Origin of the sequence: Rickettsia endosymbiont of Polydrusus tereticollis (assembly GCF_964026385.1) — a bacterium.
In the GTDB taxonomy this organism is placed as follows: domain Bacteria; phylum Pseudomonadota; class Alphaproteobacteria; order Rickettsiales; family Rickettsiaceae; genus Rickettsia.
This window is the reverse complement of the sequence record NZ_OZ032142.1, coordinates 338359-355283: the sequence shown is the minus strand read 5'-3', so window position 1 is coordinate 355283 and position 16925 is coordinate 338359. Positions and strand designations below refer to the sequence as shown.

Here is a 16925-nt window from a genome sequence, read left to right as displayed (position 1 = left end):
TTTAGCTTTTTAATAACAAAATATGTACTTTTTCTTAAATTTGAATAAATTATGTGCATAATTAAGTTTTTAATTTATATTTTGAAATAAAATACTATGTTTAACCATTTAGATCAAATAGCAGATGTATTAAATAATACTAATCAATATAAAGTGATTAAACGATACAATAAACCTAATTATTATAACATACCTGATGACAGGCCAAAAAAAATAGGAGTGTTTTTAGATACAGAAACTACTGGATTATCTTATGTTACTGATAAAATCTTAGAACTTGGAATGGTGAAGTTTGAATACACGAACGATGGACGTATTTACAGTATACTTGAGGAATTTAATCAATATCAAGATCCAAAAGAGCATATAGCACCACATATTACGGAACTAACCGGCATTACCGATGAAATGGTTCGTGACCAAAATATAAATAAAGAAGAAGTTATTAATTTTCTTCAGAATGTAAGTATTATTATCGCACATAATGCAGGATTTGATAGACCATTTTTTGATAAATTGTTTCCATATCTGACACCCCAAATTTGGGGCTGTTCTAGAGTAGACATAGATTGGAAATATGAAAAAATAGAAAGCCAAAAATTGGAATATCTTGCATATAAATATAATTTCTTTTATGAAGGACACCGAGCAGTTATAGATTGCCTTGCAGGGTTACATTTACTATCACAGTATCTACCCGTTTCTAAAGAATTAGTATTGAAACAATTACTCATGAATTGTCATAAAACAAGATTTAAAGTTTGGGCTAAAAATGCACCCTATGCGACTAAGGATTTATTAAAGTCTAGAGGATATCGTTGGTCTACCCATCCACAGGAAAATTATAAAGCATGGATGGTTGAAATTATTGAGAATAATATGGAATCAGAACTAAATTTTTTACAATCTTGTATTTATCATAAAAATTATGCTATCCCTATACAAACTATTTTGCCATATAATAGATTTACTTAATGATATTCAAACATTAGACCTATTTTGAAACTGGAATTTAAGATCAAAATAATATGCTTTAGCTATGATAGCAAATCATATAAGAATAATCACTGAAATTAGATAATGGTTGATAATATTAATGCTCCATATTTTCTCCTGTCAGTGTAAGTTGTTAGTATATTTAATAAGTATTTGACAGGTCATTCAAAGTTAACTACAGTAAAATTATTCCTTTACACATCAAAGAGGTAGCTATGAATATAAAGCTTTCACTAGGCGTGATACAGCACTATAGTGCTGCATTTTATTTTTATGAAATTGCTAGGGTAATATCTAGAAAAATGAACTGTTACGTTGACTTCGTAAAGGTCGGGGGTTCGATCCCCCCATCGCCCACCACCATATAATCAAGCTTTTCATAATCTACTAATTTTAGCCTCATACCTCGTATGCTGCTTATATGCTCCTCGCATTTTTAAAAATGGTGTCTTAATTGCTCTATTACCTCGATTAAACCTAATGTTTAAGTTGAGGTCTTATGCACACTATATGCTGCTCACGTTTCACTCCTGATTGTGTAATCCATGATGACGGTGATAAAAATCCCACTATCTTCTACAATTTTGTTGGTAATTTTATTCCACCTGAATGGAATAATCTGACCTCTAATAATGGTAAAATCTTAAGCAAAACTGCAAGACAGCTACTATCTCTTATAGTCTTCCGCTTGCAAATCTATCATAATAATAGCATTGATGAACTTCAGGAAACTTATCACTTCTTTCAAGAGTCCCTAGGCGTAATGGAATGGACCTCCCTATATACAGAATCAATAACAGTAGTTATAGTTCTAGAATAGGAAATTAATCCTAGACAACAATAAGGAGGTCCAAATGGAAGTTACCACAATTGGCATAGACATTGCAAAAAGAATTTTTCAAATTCATGGGGTAGATAAAAACGGGAAGACGGTACTGAAGAAAAAATTGATGAGAGATCAAGTATTGAGTTTTATGGCTAACTTACCAAAATGTTTAGTAGGAATGGAAGCTTGCGGAGGAGCTAATTATTGGGGAAGAGAAATAACAAAATTAGGACATGAGGTTAAATTGATAGCTCCACAATTTGTAAAACCGTATGTAAAAACTAATAAAAACGATCAAGCAGATAGCGAAGCAATATGCGAAGCGGTAGCAAGACCAAATATGAGATTTGTTCCGATCAAGAGTATAGAGCAACAAGATATTTTGTCAATTCATAGAATAAGAGCAAGACTAGTAAGAAATCGTACGGCACTTGCTAATGAAATTAGGGGATTATTGCATGAATTCGGTTTAATTATTCCGCAAGGGATAAATAAAATTACTGCCGAATTAACGGAAATTTTAGATAGCGGAACTTTAAGCCGACTTAGTTATCAAACGTTTAGTGAGTTGAAAGAAGAATTTGTAGAGAATGATAAAAAAATAACAGAGTTAGAAAAACGATTAAAAATACTAGTCGGTGGATTAGAACATTATAAACAATTAACAGCTATACCCGGTATAGGTTTAATTACCGCTACGGCATTAATAGCAGCAATAGGTAATGCAAAATATTTTGAGAACGGCAGGCAATTATCGGCATGGCTCGGTTTAGTACCGAAACAATATTCTAGTGGCGGTAAAGATAAGCTACTTGGGATTAGTAAAAGAGGTGATATTTATTTGCGTACTTTATTAATTCAAGGAGCAAGAGCGGTACTAAATGCTAAACTAAGATTTACAACCGAAGCACAAAAAAATAAAAAAGACTTTAGTAAATTTACTGAATGGATGTTTAATTTATCGGAACGATGCGGGCATAATAAAACTACCGTCGCAATAGCGAATAAATTGGCACGAGTAGTATTTGCAGTATTACGTAACGGCAACGATTATAATGAAAGTAAAGTTTGTAGCTAACAAAAGATGAATAACTTAATAGTATTAAATATTTAATTAAGTGTTAATAATAAATAGATAATAAAATAAAACGAATGATATAGAGATACCAACCTAGAATATGCGTGAGAAATAATATTGACGGTAAATAAGACAAACCTTAGCCTATGAAAAAACTGATTGACACACAGGCTCTAATGAAGCCGCAAAAGTGATAAGTAAAAGTTTGTAGGTAGCGAATTCCATCAGGGCTATATGATAAATTTGAAATAATTTATCAATTATAAGCCGGATACATGTCTGCATTTGCTTCTTTGCTATTAAATATTATTTTTTTCTTGCATTATTAGGGAGGTCCATACATGTGTCAAGAACGAGTACGACAATGCTTACTTGAATTACAAAAAAGTAGCTTTATTAAAGTTTATAATGCAACAATCGTGAAATATGGTATTAAATGCCGCAATACTCCTTGTATTAAGCTGGCTAGAAATTTCCAACCATTTTCTCAGAAAATCCACAGCGAAAATGAAAAAAATTTTGCATCAACTCCAAAAAACTTTGGGGTGAAACCCAAAGAAATTTTGCCTCAACCCCAAAAAAGTTTGGATGAGACAATATATATAGATAATAATAAAAATATATCTAATAAATCTAGATATAGCGAATCTACAATTTTTCAAAATGAAACTGTTCAAAATCAGCAATTATTACAATATTTACAAAAACAAAATCTTGCACAAGAGTTAAAATTTGTAACAACAAGATCAGCAAATAATCAGCAAGAGAGTGAAAATGATAAAACATCTGAAAGTAATTTTATCATTGGTCCATTACAGGTTAATAAGGCATTGCAAGCAGTTCTTGATAAGGTTGATAAGGCAAGATGTCAGCAAATAGTATCATCAGCTGATAATGCTTCAGCAGTAAAATTTGTGAAGAATCAAGGCTGGTTCAAAAGGAAAAAATTAACAGATTTCCATCCATTAACCCAAGAAGAGGCTGATTTATTACAGATAAAATCAAATCGAGAATTTAATCTTACTTTTATTAACAAGCTCTTATTAAAACTAGCAGCACAATACCCAGAACATCATTTTGGTCATAAAAAAGTGTTTTTAAATTACATGGCTAAAGCTTTAGCCCGGATATTGCATGAGATATAGGAGACAAAATCCTCGTAAAGCTGTATAATACTGGTATTTCATTAGAATAATACAAAGGATTTTGTCATGACAAATTGTATAGCATATAGTTACCAGTTTTCCAAAGTAAAAAATCGGACAATAGAGATAAATTTCACTGGAGGTGATATTAGTAGCGATGGAGGTGTGTTGTTATTAAGAGAAGCAGATAAAAGGCTTGGTATAACAGAGGAGCTTGCTAAAATATTTCCTGATAGACGAGATGGTAGTAAAATTACCCATAATATGGCAACAATGCTGAGGCAACGAATTTATGGTATTGCATTAGGTTATGAAGATTTAAATGACCACAATTATCTACGAAAATGTCCTGCTATGCAAACAGCTATGGAAACAATTGATGATATGGCAAGTAGTTCTACCTTATGTCGTATAGAAAACAATGCTGATAGACACTTTGCAATTAAAGTGCATGAACTAATGCTTGATAAATTTATTAAGTCTCATAAAATAGTACCAAAGCAGCTAATACTTGATTTTGATGCTACGGATGATGAAATTCATGGGCAACAGGAAGGTAAGTTTTATCATGGTTATTACGGTCATAATTGCTTTTTACCTTTGTATGTTTTTTGTGGAAAGCATCTGTTAGTTAGTTATCTTAGGACGTCAAAGCAGGATCAAGCAAAACATTCTTGGGCAATATTATCATTGTTAGTAAAACGTTTTCGCCAAGCTTGGCCAGAGGTAAAGATTATTTTTCGTGGTGATAGTGGATTTTGTCGTCATCAGATGTTTGATTGGTGTGATATTCATAATATAAAATATATTGTAGGAATGCCCCAAAATAACAGACTAAATGAGTTACTGAAACCTACAATGGAGAAGTCAAAAGCAGCATTTATTATAACCCAAGAAAAGCAACGTCTTTTTAGTGAGTTTCCATATAAGGCTGGTAGTTGGAGTCATGAACGTAGAATAATTGGTAAGGCAGAAATGACAATGCTTGGAGAAAATCCAAGGTATATAGTAACTAATTTATCAGATAAACCTGAAGATTTATACGACAAAGTTTACTGTGGTCGTGGTGATATGGAAAACCGTATAAAAGAGCAACAACTAGAATTATTTGCAGATCGTACTTCTTGTCATAGATGGTGGGCTAATCAGCTCAGAATGATTTTATCGGGTCTTGCATACACTTTAGTAGAATATATCAGAGGTAATTTATTACAAGGTAGTGCATTAGCAAAAGCACAAATAGGTACAATACGTTTAAAATTATTAAAAATTGGGGTAGTAATTATCCGTAATACTAGGCGTATTAAGTTTTTGTTATCTTCATCATATCCTTACCGACAGGTATGGAATCATGTGATGAAGAAATTAGCATTAGAATAACCTAGATTAGCACTGTTCCCGGTGCTTAGAAAAAATGGGGTAAGGGGCATTACATCTAAAATTTGAAAATAACGGCTTCAAAGCACTTTTTGGCAAAATTTTTACAAAAGTATCATTGCTAATATTATAAATTACTCAATTTCTTACTTTAAATCTCACTTCATGCAATATCCGGGCTAATTCAGTATGGTACAGGGCACGGAAATTTCTTATTGAACATTATAACCAATATATTGATTTTGGGGTATTAAGTAAATTAGTAGTGGTAGAGGAAGATATAGTCAACAACAAGGTAATCCTTAAATCAACAACGGCTTTTAATGATTACTATGTTAGAAATCGTCATATGCAAGATCTAGAAGAAGCTTTTAAGACGCAAGATTATTGCTTTGAATTAATCAAGTTTGAATATAACTAAGCTATTGTGGTAATTGATAATTTGTAATAACTACTTCATCAGATATTTTATTGTGCTCAGGCATAGAATATTTAACCTTAATAGTACTAATATTAAAATTTTTGTATAAGTTTCTAATAAAGGGAGTATTACTATTAGAAACCATTATTTTAACATTTTTATCATTGAGTTCTGTAGCAAAATCTTTAAGTCTCGTTTGCTCATTTTCATCAAAGGGTAATCTGGTATAAAATTTCTCACCTGATTTATGATAAGGAGGATCAAAATAAACAAAATCACCTTTTTGTGGTTCAATGAAAGAAAAATCCATAGCACAAATAAATGTGCCAGCTAAAAGCTGACTACACTGTTTTAATCTAAAGGCAAGATCAGATTTACTATAATTCCTACCAGAGAAAGTTTGAGCTGGTTTTCCATCAATATTAATCCGGTAAATGCCTTTAAATGAATATCTATTAAGATAGATAAATCTTGCAGTAATCTTCGCTGGGTCATTACTGTCATTATTACTTCTAACTTGGTAATAATGCTCTTTAGAATGTTTTTCTTTATGAGAGTCTAATAGTTTACTGACCTTATCTGGATTCTTCTTAACTGCGTTATAGGACGTTACTAGCTCTAGATTAATATCAGATAGGAAGCAATGTTTAAATTTATCTCTAACTTGAAAAAATAAAGCCCCACCACCAAGGAATGGTTCATAGTAGTTATTCAGTGTTGATGGAAAAAACTTAATTAATTGATCGGCAATTTTTCTTTTACCACCCACCCATTGCAAGAATGGTTGTGGTTTATCTAAGTTCTTTACTGACATAATTTGTTATTTATCTTTATTTTCTACTAAAGATTATATCAGAAAATAGGCTTAAATGCGAGAAAAACAGCATATTCAAAGGGATTTTAGTATTTATTATAGCATCACTTAGTGTTATTTTTATCTATGTATAATTGATAAAGAATAGGGCTAACAAATATTATATTTTAAGTCTGTCTCATTTATGCAGCTGTTTGCCCAATTGTATAAAAATCTGTCAAAAAAGCTCTTAAATCCTCTGTACTTCGCAGAATTGTGGTGATATCTGTCCTTACCATGAGCTGCATGGTGCAGTTCTGGTTCAGAGGTTAAATTAAAACTACAAAATTTTAGCACTTTAACCTCTGAGCTGTTTTTTTTAACTTACAACAGCAAGGAGATGCTATGATAATTAATAACACAAATCAACAACAAGATCACAATAAAGTTAAAAACACTCTGCAGCAAGCTTGGATATTGCAATTATCTCCCATATCTGTCACATTAATGCCATCTGACCCAGAATATAGTTTTACAGATAAGCATCAAGAATTAGAGCAAGAATTACAAAAGGCAAAGCATGAACTAAAAGAATCTAATATATTTAAGATAGATTTAATTAAAAATATTAGTAATAAATTAGATATATCATGTAATGAAATACTCTCTGAGCTACTTACACTTTATGGAGTAGAAAAAGATCCTAATAAGAAGAACTCCTTATCTAATATTGTTATAAATTGTGCTAAGGGACTATTAGATTATTCTCATAATCTAGTGAGTTTTTTACAACAAGATACCAAATTAGTTCCCATAGATCTACAAGCTTTCGATCTAGATCAATTAGTAAATGATACTGTTAATAAAATTATACCAGAAGCTAAGGATAAAGGTTTAGATATTTTTTGTAATTTTCAGTATGATATAGCCAAGATTATTATTGGCGATAGTTACTGGATAAAGGCAATATTAGAACAATTAGTAGCTAATGCAGTTAAATTTACTGAAGAAGGCAAAGTTATTGTAACAATCAATCTATTTCCTACTACTATAGAAGAAGATAATAAGGAGATGGTGCTACAACTTATTATCCATGATACAGGTATTGGCATGTCTGAAGAAATACAGCAATATATTAGAGGTAAGAATAGCGAAGTTGATTCTGCAACTGGGTATAAAGGATTAAAATTAGGACTTACCTTTGTTAAAAGACTTATCCATGAAATGCGTGGAGATATTAACGTCGAAAGCGAAGAAGGTAAGAGTACAACTGTTACATGTAATATACCAGTAAAATTACCTATATCTATTTATTAACAATCAATAAACAGTAAAGTCTTGTAAAGTAAAATTTACAAGACTTTACTTAACTATCTATAAAACTATAGTCCTGGTAACCATGCTGTAGTAAAAATATCTTGACTATTATTAGTTTAGTTAACTAAACTTAAGAGAGGATAGTAAAGAATGACAAAATATGGTTAAAAATCAAGTTAATTGTAAATATGAGGAATCTTTAAATTGTTATTATAGTAAAAGATTATTACAAAAACTTTTACTACTAAATAAATATACAACAAATAAGATAGATTTTGATCAAGTTGCTAAGGCTATTTACTATGCCAAAAAATATCATGGTGGGCAAAAACGCAAAACTGGAGAATTATTTTACACTCATACTTTAGAAGTGGCATATATGATTTCTGATTACTCATTTAAAACTGATCTTATTGTTACTGCCATATTACATGATGCGATTGAGGATACAGAGTTGACTCAAGAAATGATAGCAGAAGCATTTAGTGATAAGATAGCAAGTTATGTTGAAGATTTAACTAGAATTAAAAAAGATCATAAGATTAGTGCCGTAGAAATGGTTAAGATGTTATATATACAAAAGAAGGATGATTTATTACTAATTAAGCTGTTTGATAGATTACATAATATACAAACGGTTAGAGCGAAGTCTCTTGACAAGATCTGGCAAACAACATCTGAAACTCTGCAAATATTTTTAGCATTAGCTGCTTACTTAAAAATACCTGAGATTGCGGAGCAATTAGAAAAACACTGCCTAAATGTAATCTTCAATTATGAAATCTTACCAAGCAGGATGTTAGCAAATAATTAAAACAGTGAAGATTATCAGATAATTCTGTAAATAAACTTATTACACAAGAACTATTAAAATGTTGATAATATACACCTCTAATAATAGATAAATTAAAATTGTATTCAAGGTGGAAACCTCTTTTCACCTTGAATACTCATTATTTAAAACTTCTTTGAAAAGGAGTATACTTTTACATATAAAAATAATATAGTTAGTAACTTATTGTTAATCAAAGATTTTTGTTATATAATTATAGGGTAGTTACAGTAAATAGTATCATAGGATAAGTTAAGAGAGTATAAAATTTATGGCTTTATCAAGATTTCTTGATCCAAAAAATGATGTGGCGTTTGTGTGACATGAGGTCAGCAATTAAATTGTTTAGCTGAGTTAAGTCTGACTAAACCAAGTGTTTTGCCACTTGTACCCTACTAAACTACGTACCAGCAGTAATGCATTACGTAAAGCGTTTAGGACAATGTACCCCAACCATTAGGGAGAAGAAGAATCCGTGAGGAGGAAAATATGCTGATAGTGTCAAATCGGCATGGGGACTAGGGTGTACGGTATGGATAGCATATGCGAATGATCGTAAGTATCGTTATGTCGAATAAGCCAAAGGCACTGACAGGCTTAAACCAAAAGGTGTATGGTAGGTTATCAGATTGAATGCTTCTGATACGCAAACAAAATACCATCGGTATATAGATCAATCCTAACCCGTACTATTGTTTAATTGGTGGAACATGGGAACCCCGTATATCTTCATATATCTAGGATATGATAAGCAAATCGTAAGAGATGCCCATTGATGTGCGGGATTGGGATAGTGGAGAAAGCGAATGCTTGTTTGTAATGAACAAGATACAAGTTTTAATGTTACTTGGCTTGAAAAAGAGCCCACTTCCACTTGGTCATCTTGGATAAGAGTGTTTATAGAACCTTCGAAGAAAGGAAAGCAAATGGTTACAAATAAAATTGTAAGTGCATCTTTCAATGAAATAACTAGTTGGAGTCAAATTAATTGGCTACAATGCGATAAAAACATTAGAAGGCTACAAACTCGTATTGTTCAGGCAACAAAAGAGAAAAGATGGAATAAAGTAAAAGCTTTACAGCATCTTTTAACTCGTAGTTTTAGTGGTAAAGCCTTAGCAGTAAAACGAGTTACAACGAACAGAGGAAAATGTACAGTTGGCGTAGACGGCAAGCTGTGGCAATCTTTAAGTTCTAAGTTTCAAGCTATTACTGAATTAAAGCATAAAGGTTATAAACCTCAACCATTAAGACGAATATATATTCCTAAATCAGATGGTGGTAAAAGAGCTCTTGGCATACCAACAATGAAAGACAGAGCAATGCAAGCATTACATCTTATGGGATTATCTCCAGTAGCAGAAACCACAGGAGATAATCACTCATATGGGTTTAGAATGCATCGTTCTACTGCTGATGCTATAAGCCAAATATTTTTAACTTTGGCTGGGAGAAATCGGGCAGAATGGATTTTAGAAGTGGATGTCAGAAAATGTTTTGATGAAATTGACCATAACTGGCTACTAAGTAATATTCCTATGGAAACAAGGATTTTAAAAAAGTGGTTAAAATCTGGTTATATAGAAAAACAAATGTTTTGTTCTACAAAGTGGGGTACTCCACAAGGTGGCATTATATCACCTACTCTAGCTAATATGACTCTTGATGGCTTAGAATCTGTCATAATAAGACAATTCGGTCAGAAAGATGGAAAGAAGCGAAAGAAAAGTGGAGTACACTTGATACGTTACGCAGATGACTTTATAATAACAGGAAAAACTAAAGAAATTTTAGAATTGCAAATGTTACCGTTATTACAAGAATTCTTAGAAACAAGAGGTTTAACTCTTTCACCTAAGAAAACAAAGATAACAAATGTAAAGTTAGGTTTTGATTTTCTTAGCCAAAGCGTACGAAAATTTGGTTCAAGTATAATCATAAAACCGTCTAAAGATAGTATTAAGAGGTTGCTGGACAGAGTGCGTCATACAATTAAGAACAATCAAGCACAAACTCAAGGGTATTTAATAGATCTACTTAATCCTTTAATTAGAGGATGGGTCTATTATCACCATAAGATATGTGCAAGAAAGGTCTTTGAAAAAGTTGATCACGAAATTTTTCAAATGTTGTGGAGATGGTCCAAAAGAAGACATCCTAACAAAGGTTCATGTTGGATTAAAGAAAAATACTTTAAGACAAAGGGAAGCAATAGTTGGTGTTTCTTGGTTAGGACCATAAAGGAAGGTGTAGTGAATTTTAAAGAGTTATTTAAAGCCTCAAACCTTTCGATTCGCAGGCATAGAAAAATTAGGGCAGCAGCTAACCCATTTTGTAGAGAGTGGTTTTCTTATTTCAAAGAACGTTACTCTACTCTGAAAGGAATATAGGAAAAAAAGAGATGCTGAATAGAACTATACATATTTCATCAGAAGTTGTTACCGGTACTCAGCAACAGTACTTAAGATGGCTCGAGCCGAATGAATTGAAAGATTCACGTTCGGTTCCACGAGGAGGGAGTCATAGTAGAAGCAAATTCGCTTCTCCTATGATCCCCCTACTCTACAAAAAGATTTTTGGTTCTGAAAAAAATAAGGATATCTTAATACATTTCCTAAATGATATATTATTGTTTAAAGGTAATAATCAAATAACAGAGATAGAATTTTTAAATACCATTCAAGATCCTGATATAGCATCTAAGAAACAATCAATAGTGGATGTTTTATGTAAAGATAAGAGCGGGGTGCAGTATATTATAGAAATGCAGGTAGATCCTTCTATTGGTTTTGAGAAAAGAGCCCAATATTATGCAGCAAAGGCATATTGTCGGCAGACTAATAGGGGGAGAGAAGAAGATGGGAAATATTCTAATCTCAAAGAAATCATCTTTATAGCAATAGCAGGTTGCATATTATTTCCAAAGAAGAGAGAATATATATCACGTCATGTAATATTAGATAAGAATAGTTATGAGCATGATTTAAAGGATTTTTCTTTTACCTTTATAGAATTACCAAAATTTAAGAAAGATAAGGTAGAAGAACTAAATAATATAACAGAGAAATGGTGTTATTTTTTCAAGCATGCGAAAGAGACGACAGAAGAAGAGTTACAAAAGATAATAGGTACAGACCTAGTTATAAGAAGAGCGTATGAAGCACTTGATCAGTTTAATTGGAGTGAAGAAGAGTTAATAAGCTATGAACAAGAGCTAAAGCGTATCTGGGATAATAGGGCTGTAGAAGAATATAAACTGCAGCATGCTAAAGACGAAGGAATCCAGATCGGAAAAACTGAAGGAAAAGCTGAAGAAAGAATTGAAATAGCAAAAAAAATGTTATCTGAGGATTGTAATACTTCTTTAATTTCTGCTGTCACCGGTCTTGATGAGTCCCTTTATCCGTTCCCTTAAAAAGTAACAGTAGGATTTCAATTTTTGCTTGAATTTTTGACTATTAGTTACCAAGCTTTTCCCTTATCCAATCAAGCCAACATCCGGCTGACAGTTAGTAGTTACATTAGCATAATTTTCTATCTCGGCAATATTATACACTATATCTGTGTTTTCTATTTTTGATTGATTATTGAATTGATTATTTTGCCTATTGTCAATTAATGGTTCATTTGCTAATAACATATCTTGTTGTTTTTTTAGCATTACTGTGATTTTATCTTGCAAGTGGTTTTTTAGTTCAGTAGCCTTAGTAGCTAGCTGAGTTTTTTCTAGAGATTTAGATAATATTTCCACTATATTACTATGATTACCATTGACTATTTCGCTGATTAATTGCATTTGTAGAGTTATAGGGTCAAATTCTAATTCTGCCATTAAAATATCTTTTTCTTGGGCATATTCCTCTAATATTTCCTCAAATCCTGCTATAATATTAAGGACTTGAGCTTGCAGCTCTAATAAATTAAGCGGTTCTTCTTTTGTAATATAGGGTTTTACTTTTGTAATTTTTCTGATTATTAAATCAGCTAATGTTAAACTATCATTTAGATTAAATTGTCCATAATCTACTGATTTAATTGATGCTGAATTCTCAGTTGTATTATTTGTCCTACTATCAGCTATCTGTGCTGCATCTATCGATGAGCTCTTAATATTTTCTGCAGTAAACCAATTGATTTTATTAACTGGATTTAGTACATTCGATAATAATACTCCTACTACATTCGTTTTAAACCAATTAATCATATTATTCATTGGTGATGATGGCATACTACTTGCGGTACTAGTTATTATAATATCACTGATATTTTCTATTTCATCATCATGCTCATTTTGTGCATCAATAGCTCTACGACTACGAACATGTTGTGGTATTTCACTATCTAATACTTCAGTGATTGACTTTGTAATAAATGCTGATGATGTTACTTTACTTGCCTTGAACTCAGCTGTTATTTTTTGTTTTAATTCTGGTTCATGATGTTTGATAAATCTCTCTATTTTAGCAATAGCATGTCCTTCTTCTAAATGCTTTAATAAGCGATGTATTATTTTACCACTTATAACTTCCTTATAACATTTACTAATTGCTGTTATTAATGCTATTTTCTCTTGGCTTGGTTCTTGCAATGATAAATCATTATAATCTTTTGCAATTAACCATGTTAACGCCTTAATTATTTGATCATGATTCAGTATTTTCTGTAATTGTTGTTGATTATAGTTCTTCCCATAAGAGGATATAAATTCTTGTTGCTCTACTAAGTTTTTAAAGCCTAAACAGTGATTATTACCAGTAAGACCAACTTTATGGTTGCTCACAAGTAAATATTTAAGGTCATTTACTATGTTATTATCTAATTGTTCTAGTTGCTTAGTTATTTCATAAGATAATTCAGCTTTACTTACTAAGTTTTGTATCTTAGCTATTTCTGATAACTTCAATTTATTAATCGCTCTAATCTCTATAGCTGGTGATAATTGATCAAACTTTAATGTTATAATTCCATGATCAGTGTTATTAATATTGTTGGCAGGCCAATTCTTGATCCTTAAAGTATGATTGCTACCACTTGCTACAAACAGCAAATCATTATTACTTGCCGTAACCTTTAATTCTCCAGTTTTTACAGTTTTTATGTTATTTAATATTATTGTGGCTTTGTTAAGCTGATTATAATTAATCGTTCGAGAGCTATTATTTAGATTTACTAAATATTCTTGTTCTCTATTCTCATCTGTAGTTTGCTGATCTATATATTTTGTACTTGATGTAGTAATATTGCTTATCTGATTTTTAGTTAAACTATCTTTTAATGTTTTGACAGACAATATTTCTGTCTCACTAAAATAAAGCTTGGTGCTATCTTCTAAAGATTTTAGAGTTAAATCATTAATTTGCAAAGTATCATTCTTTACCAGAATCTTACTGTCTGCAACTGACTGCGGAAAACATATTCCCACCATTTTTTCCATGTTGCCCAAGTTGGATATAGCACCATACTTTATTAATTCATGACCATCTATTATATCTTGTCCTGCAGCACTTGCACAAATCATCTGATTTTTTACAATATAATTAATATTATTTAACTTAATTGTCCTATTTATTGGAAAATAATGATATAATAAATACCCAGCTGGTGTTTGAAATTCTAACACATCTGCCTTACCATAATAGCTGCCAATACTGAATTCTAGCATATTACCATTATCTGTATTTGTTACTAACTCGGAATTAGTGATTACAGTTACATTAGGTTCAATAGTTCTAAAAACCTTCTGCAGGATTAAACCATCTTCTAACATAGCACTTGCATCATAATGAGCTACCTGGGTAGTGGCAATGCTATTGTCATCATTAAATACTCGTAAAGTATCACTCTTTGCCTCTATTTGCAGTAATCCTCGTTTACCATCTAATCTTCCTGCAAGCTGCAATGTATTATTTATTGGTAATTTATTATGCCAATGATACTGAACATCATTACTGCTAAACTTAATATCCATGAATTCACTATTATTGGATCTTAACATGGTCTCTAATATCGGCTGTAAATTGTCTAAATTAAACTCATAAAGTGCTATAACTTTATTATGTGCTGATTTAGCATAAATTATTGCTGGTAATATATTGGCTACTTCTCCACTCATCTGTAAATAAGTTGCTTGATCGCTAACTATAATATCACCTCTCAAAGTAATATTAAAACTATTTACTGCCTGCATAATATCAATCTTACTATTTTTATCCAATCTCCCTTGTGCTTCTATAATATCGACATGTTCAGCTGATATTCTTAAGTGATTATCAATAACATGGTTATTTAATACAAGCTGCAAATATTTTTTATCCTCCGAAATTAAAATCTTGCCTGACATATCTGTTAAATTTAAATATTCTATTTGATTTCTATCATTAACCATCTTGTTATTGCATTGCCATTTTAATATAAAAATAGTGTTAGGTTCAGAACGAATAGTAGTGCACATTTCCTGTTGTGCTAAGTTAGACATAAAACTAATGCGTGTTGCACTAGTAAAATCTTTAATTACATAATCTATATTATCATTAATCACATATTGACTAATTATTCTCTGACTATTATCTTGCACAAAAAACTCGCCTTTTCTATTAGAAAACTCTAATGAGCCTGGATAAGGTTTATTTGCTACTTGCACAGTAATCATATAAGGAGAAGTACCGTTAAGTGAATGATGCATAACTCCATTTTCAGTAACAAAATATCGCATCACATTCATTGTATCAATTCTTTCTAATCCTTGCGAAGTAAAATCTAGCTCTATATCTCCTTCACGAGGATCAAAACCTACATAAAAATTACTTTGAGCATTAGCATTACGATAAGCCTCAGTACTAATATAAACTGCAGCTGCTTCTGCTTCATTTCTCTTTAATACATCTTGGCCATTTAGAAAGATACCTGTTGCCTTTGATGGAATTCTTTGATAATTAACATTCTCTACTAATAGCTGATCTAGGAAAATATTATCTTCATGTTTAAAACTATTCATATTATTATGGTGCAAGGCAAATTTGAGTTTACTTTTTTGTGGGTAAGCATCATAACTGGCTTTTTGCCAAATGCTACTAATTAGCTGACCTCTATAGCTGCTCACATCACCATCCATGGCAAAATCATTATTAATAGTCTGATAATTATTTACTTGTCTCAATCCATCACTTGCTAGTATCCGTTGTCCAGGAGAATTTATTTTGCTTATCACTTCTTCTTGCATATTATTGATTTTATTACTAATAGCAGCTGGTATCTGATCCTGAGTAATATTGTACCATTTTAACTTACCTAGTTTAGGAATCTTAACAATGGTCAAACCATAAGGAATTTGCGTTTGATTGTTGATTTGATTTACTAATGCTAAGTTCATCTCTACTAACTGTCTTTCTTCTAAGATATTTTGTAATTTATCCTGCTCAAATCCTAAACTCATGGCAAGTGCCTCCCAAAATGGGATTTCTAAATGATTTTGCTTTCTAAAAGATGTCGCATCAAAAATAAGCTGCTCGGCAATTAAGCCTATCCATAATGGTGTTACTTCAAACCCTAATAATTCAGCTACCATTAAACCGGCTGTAACATATTGTTCTCCTAATTTATGCTTAATTATACTGCGTTCTTCTGAATTAGCTGGCAGACTTGCAAGTTGCTTATGTAACTCAACAATAGAATATATTGTTAAGGCTTTAAATATTGGACTAGTTACCGGTAATTTGCCTAGTAACTCAGCTCTGCCTGCCGGCATAATTGTTGCTAATTTATTGATTAATGCACTATATAGATGGTTAATAGCAGCATCTCCTGCCATCATCGCCCCTGTTTGCTCTAAATTACTTATATCGCCACTATTTGCTGCTCTGATAATATCAGGTAAAAAGAACAAGCCTTGAGTTGCCATGCCTTTAAGCATTGCCCCTTTAGATGCTGCCTCATGTACTTGCTTATTACTATTGACTATTTTGCTTGCAAGCTCACTAGAAATATCTGGATGATTTGCCACACCATCACTTAAAGATTCCCAAGATAGTTCTGATAAAAGCTGCGGCGTTATTATTACATCTGTCTTTAATTTATTTGTTACTTTGTTATAATATAACTCTAACCCGGATATTGCATGAGATATAGGAGACAAAATCCTCGT

9 protein-coding genes and 3 pseudogenes are annotated in these 16925 nt (G+C 31.7%); 10 read left to right on the top strand and 2 right to left on the bottom strand.

Annotated features, from left to right (window positions below; all coding sequences use genetic code 11):
- The first annotated feature begins 96 nt into the window (after positions 1-96).
- The 6 genes and pseudogenes from AAGD48_RS01635 to AAGD48_RS01610 all read left to right on the top strand — a co-directional run.
- Positions 97-975: a 3'-5' exonuclease gene (locus AAGD48_RS01635; protein WP_341790193.1), complete on the top strand. Its 879-nt coding sequence runs from the start codon at positions 97-99 to the stop codon at positions 973-975.
- A 520-nt stretch (positions 976-1495) separates the two neighbouring features.
- Positions 1496-1765 (top strand): annotated as a pseudogene (locus AAGD48_RS01630) (hypothetical protein); the annotation flags it as partial.
- An 85-nt stretch (positions 1766-1850) separates the two neighbouring features.
- Positions 1851-2900 carry an IS110 family transposase gene (locus AAGD48_RS01625; RefSeq protein ID WP_341789760.1) on the top strand — a complete coding sequence of 350 codons (1050 nt, stop codon included), beginning with the start codon at positions 1851-1853 and terminating at the stop codon, positions 2898-2900.
- 341 nt (positions 2901-3241) lie between these two features.
- Positions 3242-4039, top strand: a pseudogene (locus tag AAGD48_RS01620) (hypothetical protein); the annotation flags it as partial.
- Positions 4040-4111: 72 nt separating this feature from the next.
- A complete protein-coding gene (locus AAGD48_RS01615; protein ID WP_341789277.1) occupies positions 4112-5425 on the top strand; it encodes an IS1380 family transposase in 1314 nt (437 codons plus the stop codon).
- 178 nt (positions 5426-5603) lie between these two features.
- Positions 5604-5843: pseudogene (locus AAGD48_RS01610) on the top strand (hypothetical protein); the annotation flags it as partial.
- A 1-nt stretch (position 5844) separates the two neighbouring features.
- Here the strand turns inward: AAGD48_RS01610 and AAGD48_RS01605 are convergent.
- Positions 5845-6657: a Dam family site-specific DNA-(adenine-N6)-methyltransferase gene (locus tag AAGD48_RS01605; RefSeq protein ID WP_341790191.1), complete on the bottom strand. Its 813-nt coding sequence runs from the start codon at positions 6655-6657 to the stop codon at positions 5845-5847.
- 384 nt (positions 6658-7041) lie between these two features.
- On the opposite strand from AAGD48_RS01605, the gene AAGD48_RS01600 reads away from it, so the two are divergent.
- From AAGD48_RS01600 to AAGD48_RS01585, 4 genes are all read left to right on the top strand, one after another.
- Positions 7042-7953, top strand: a complete 912-nt coding sequence (locus AAGD48_RS01600; RefSeq protein ID WP_341790190.1) for a sensor histidine kinase — start codon at positions 7042-7044, stop codon at positions 7951-7953.
- A 160-nt stretch (positions 7954-8113) separates the two neighbouring features.
- Entirely contained in the window at positions 8114-8767 is a 654-nt protein-coding gene (locus AAGD48_RS01595; RefSeq protein ID WP_341790189.1) for an HD domain-containing protein, read from the top strand.
- An 824-nt stretch (positions 8768-9591) separates the two neighbouring features.
- A complete protein-coding gene (ltrA, locus tag AAGD48_RS01590) occupies positions 9592-11175 on the top strand; it encodes a group II intron reverse transcriptase/maturase (RefSeq protein ID WP_341790188.1) in 1584 nt (527 codons plus the stop codon).
- A gap of 158 nt (positions 11176-11333) precedes the next feature.
- Positions 11334-12200, top strand: a complete 867-nt coding sequence (locus AAGD48_RS01585; protein ID WP_341790810.1) for an Rpn family recombination-promoting nuclease/putative transposase — start codon at positions 11334-11336, stop codon at positions 12198-12200.
- Positions 12201-12263: 63 nt separating this feature from the next.
- On the opposite strand, the gene AAGD48_RS01580 is transcribed toward AAGD48_RS01585, so the two are convergent.
- On the bottom strand, positions 12264-16916 hold the full coding sequence (locus AAGD48_RS01580; protein ID WP_341790187.1) for a hypothetical protein: 4653 nt from the start codon (positions 16914-16916) through the stop codon (positions 12264-12266).
- Positions 16917-16925 lie beyond the last annotated feature (9 nt).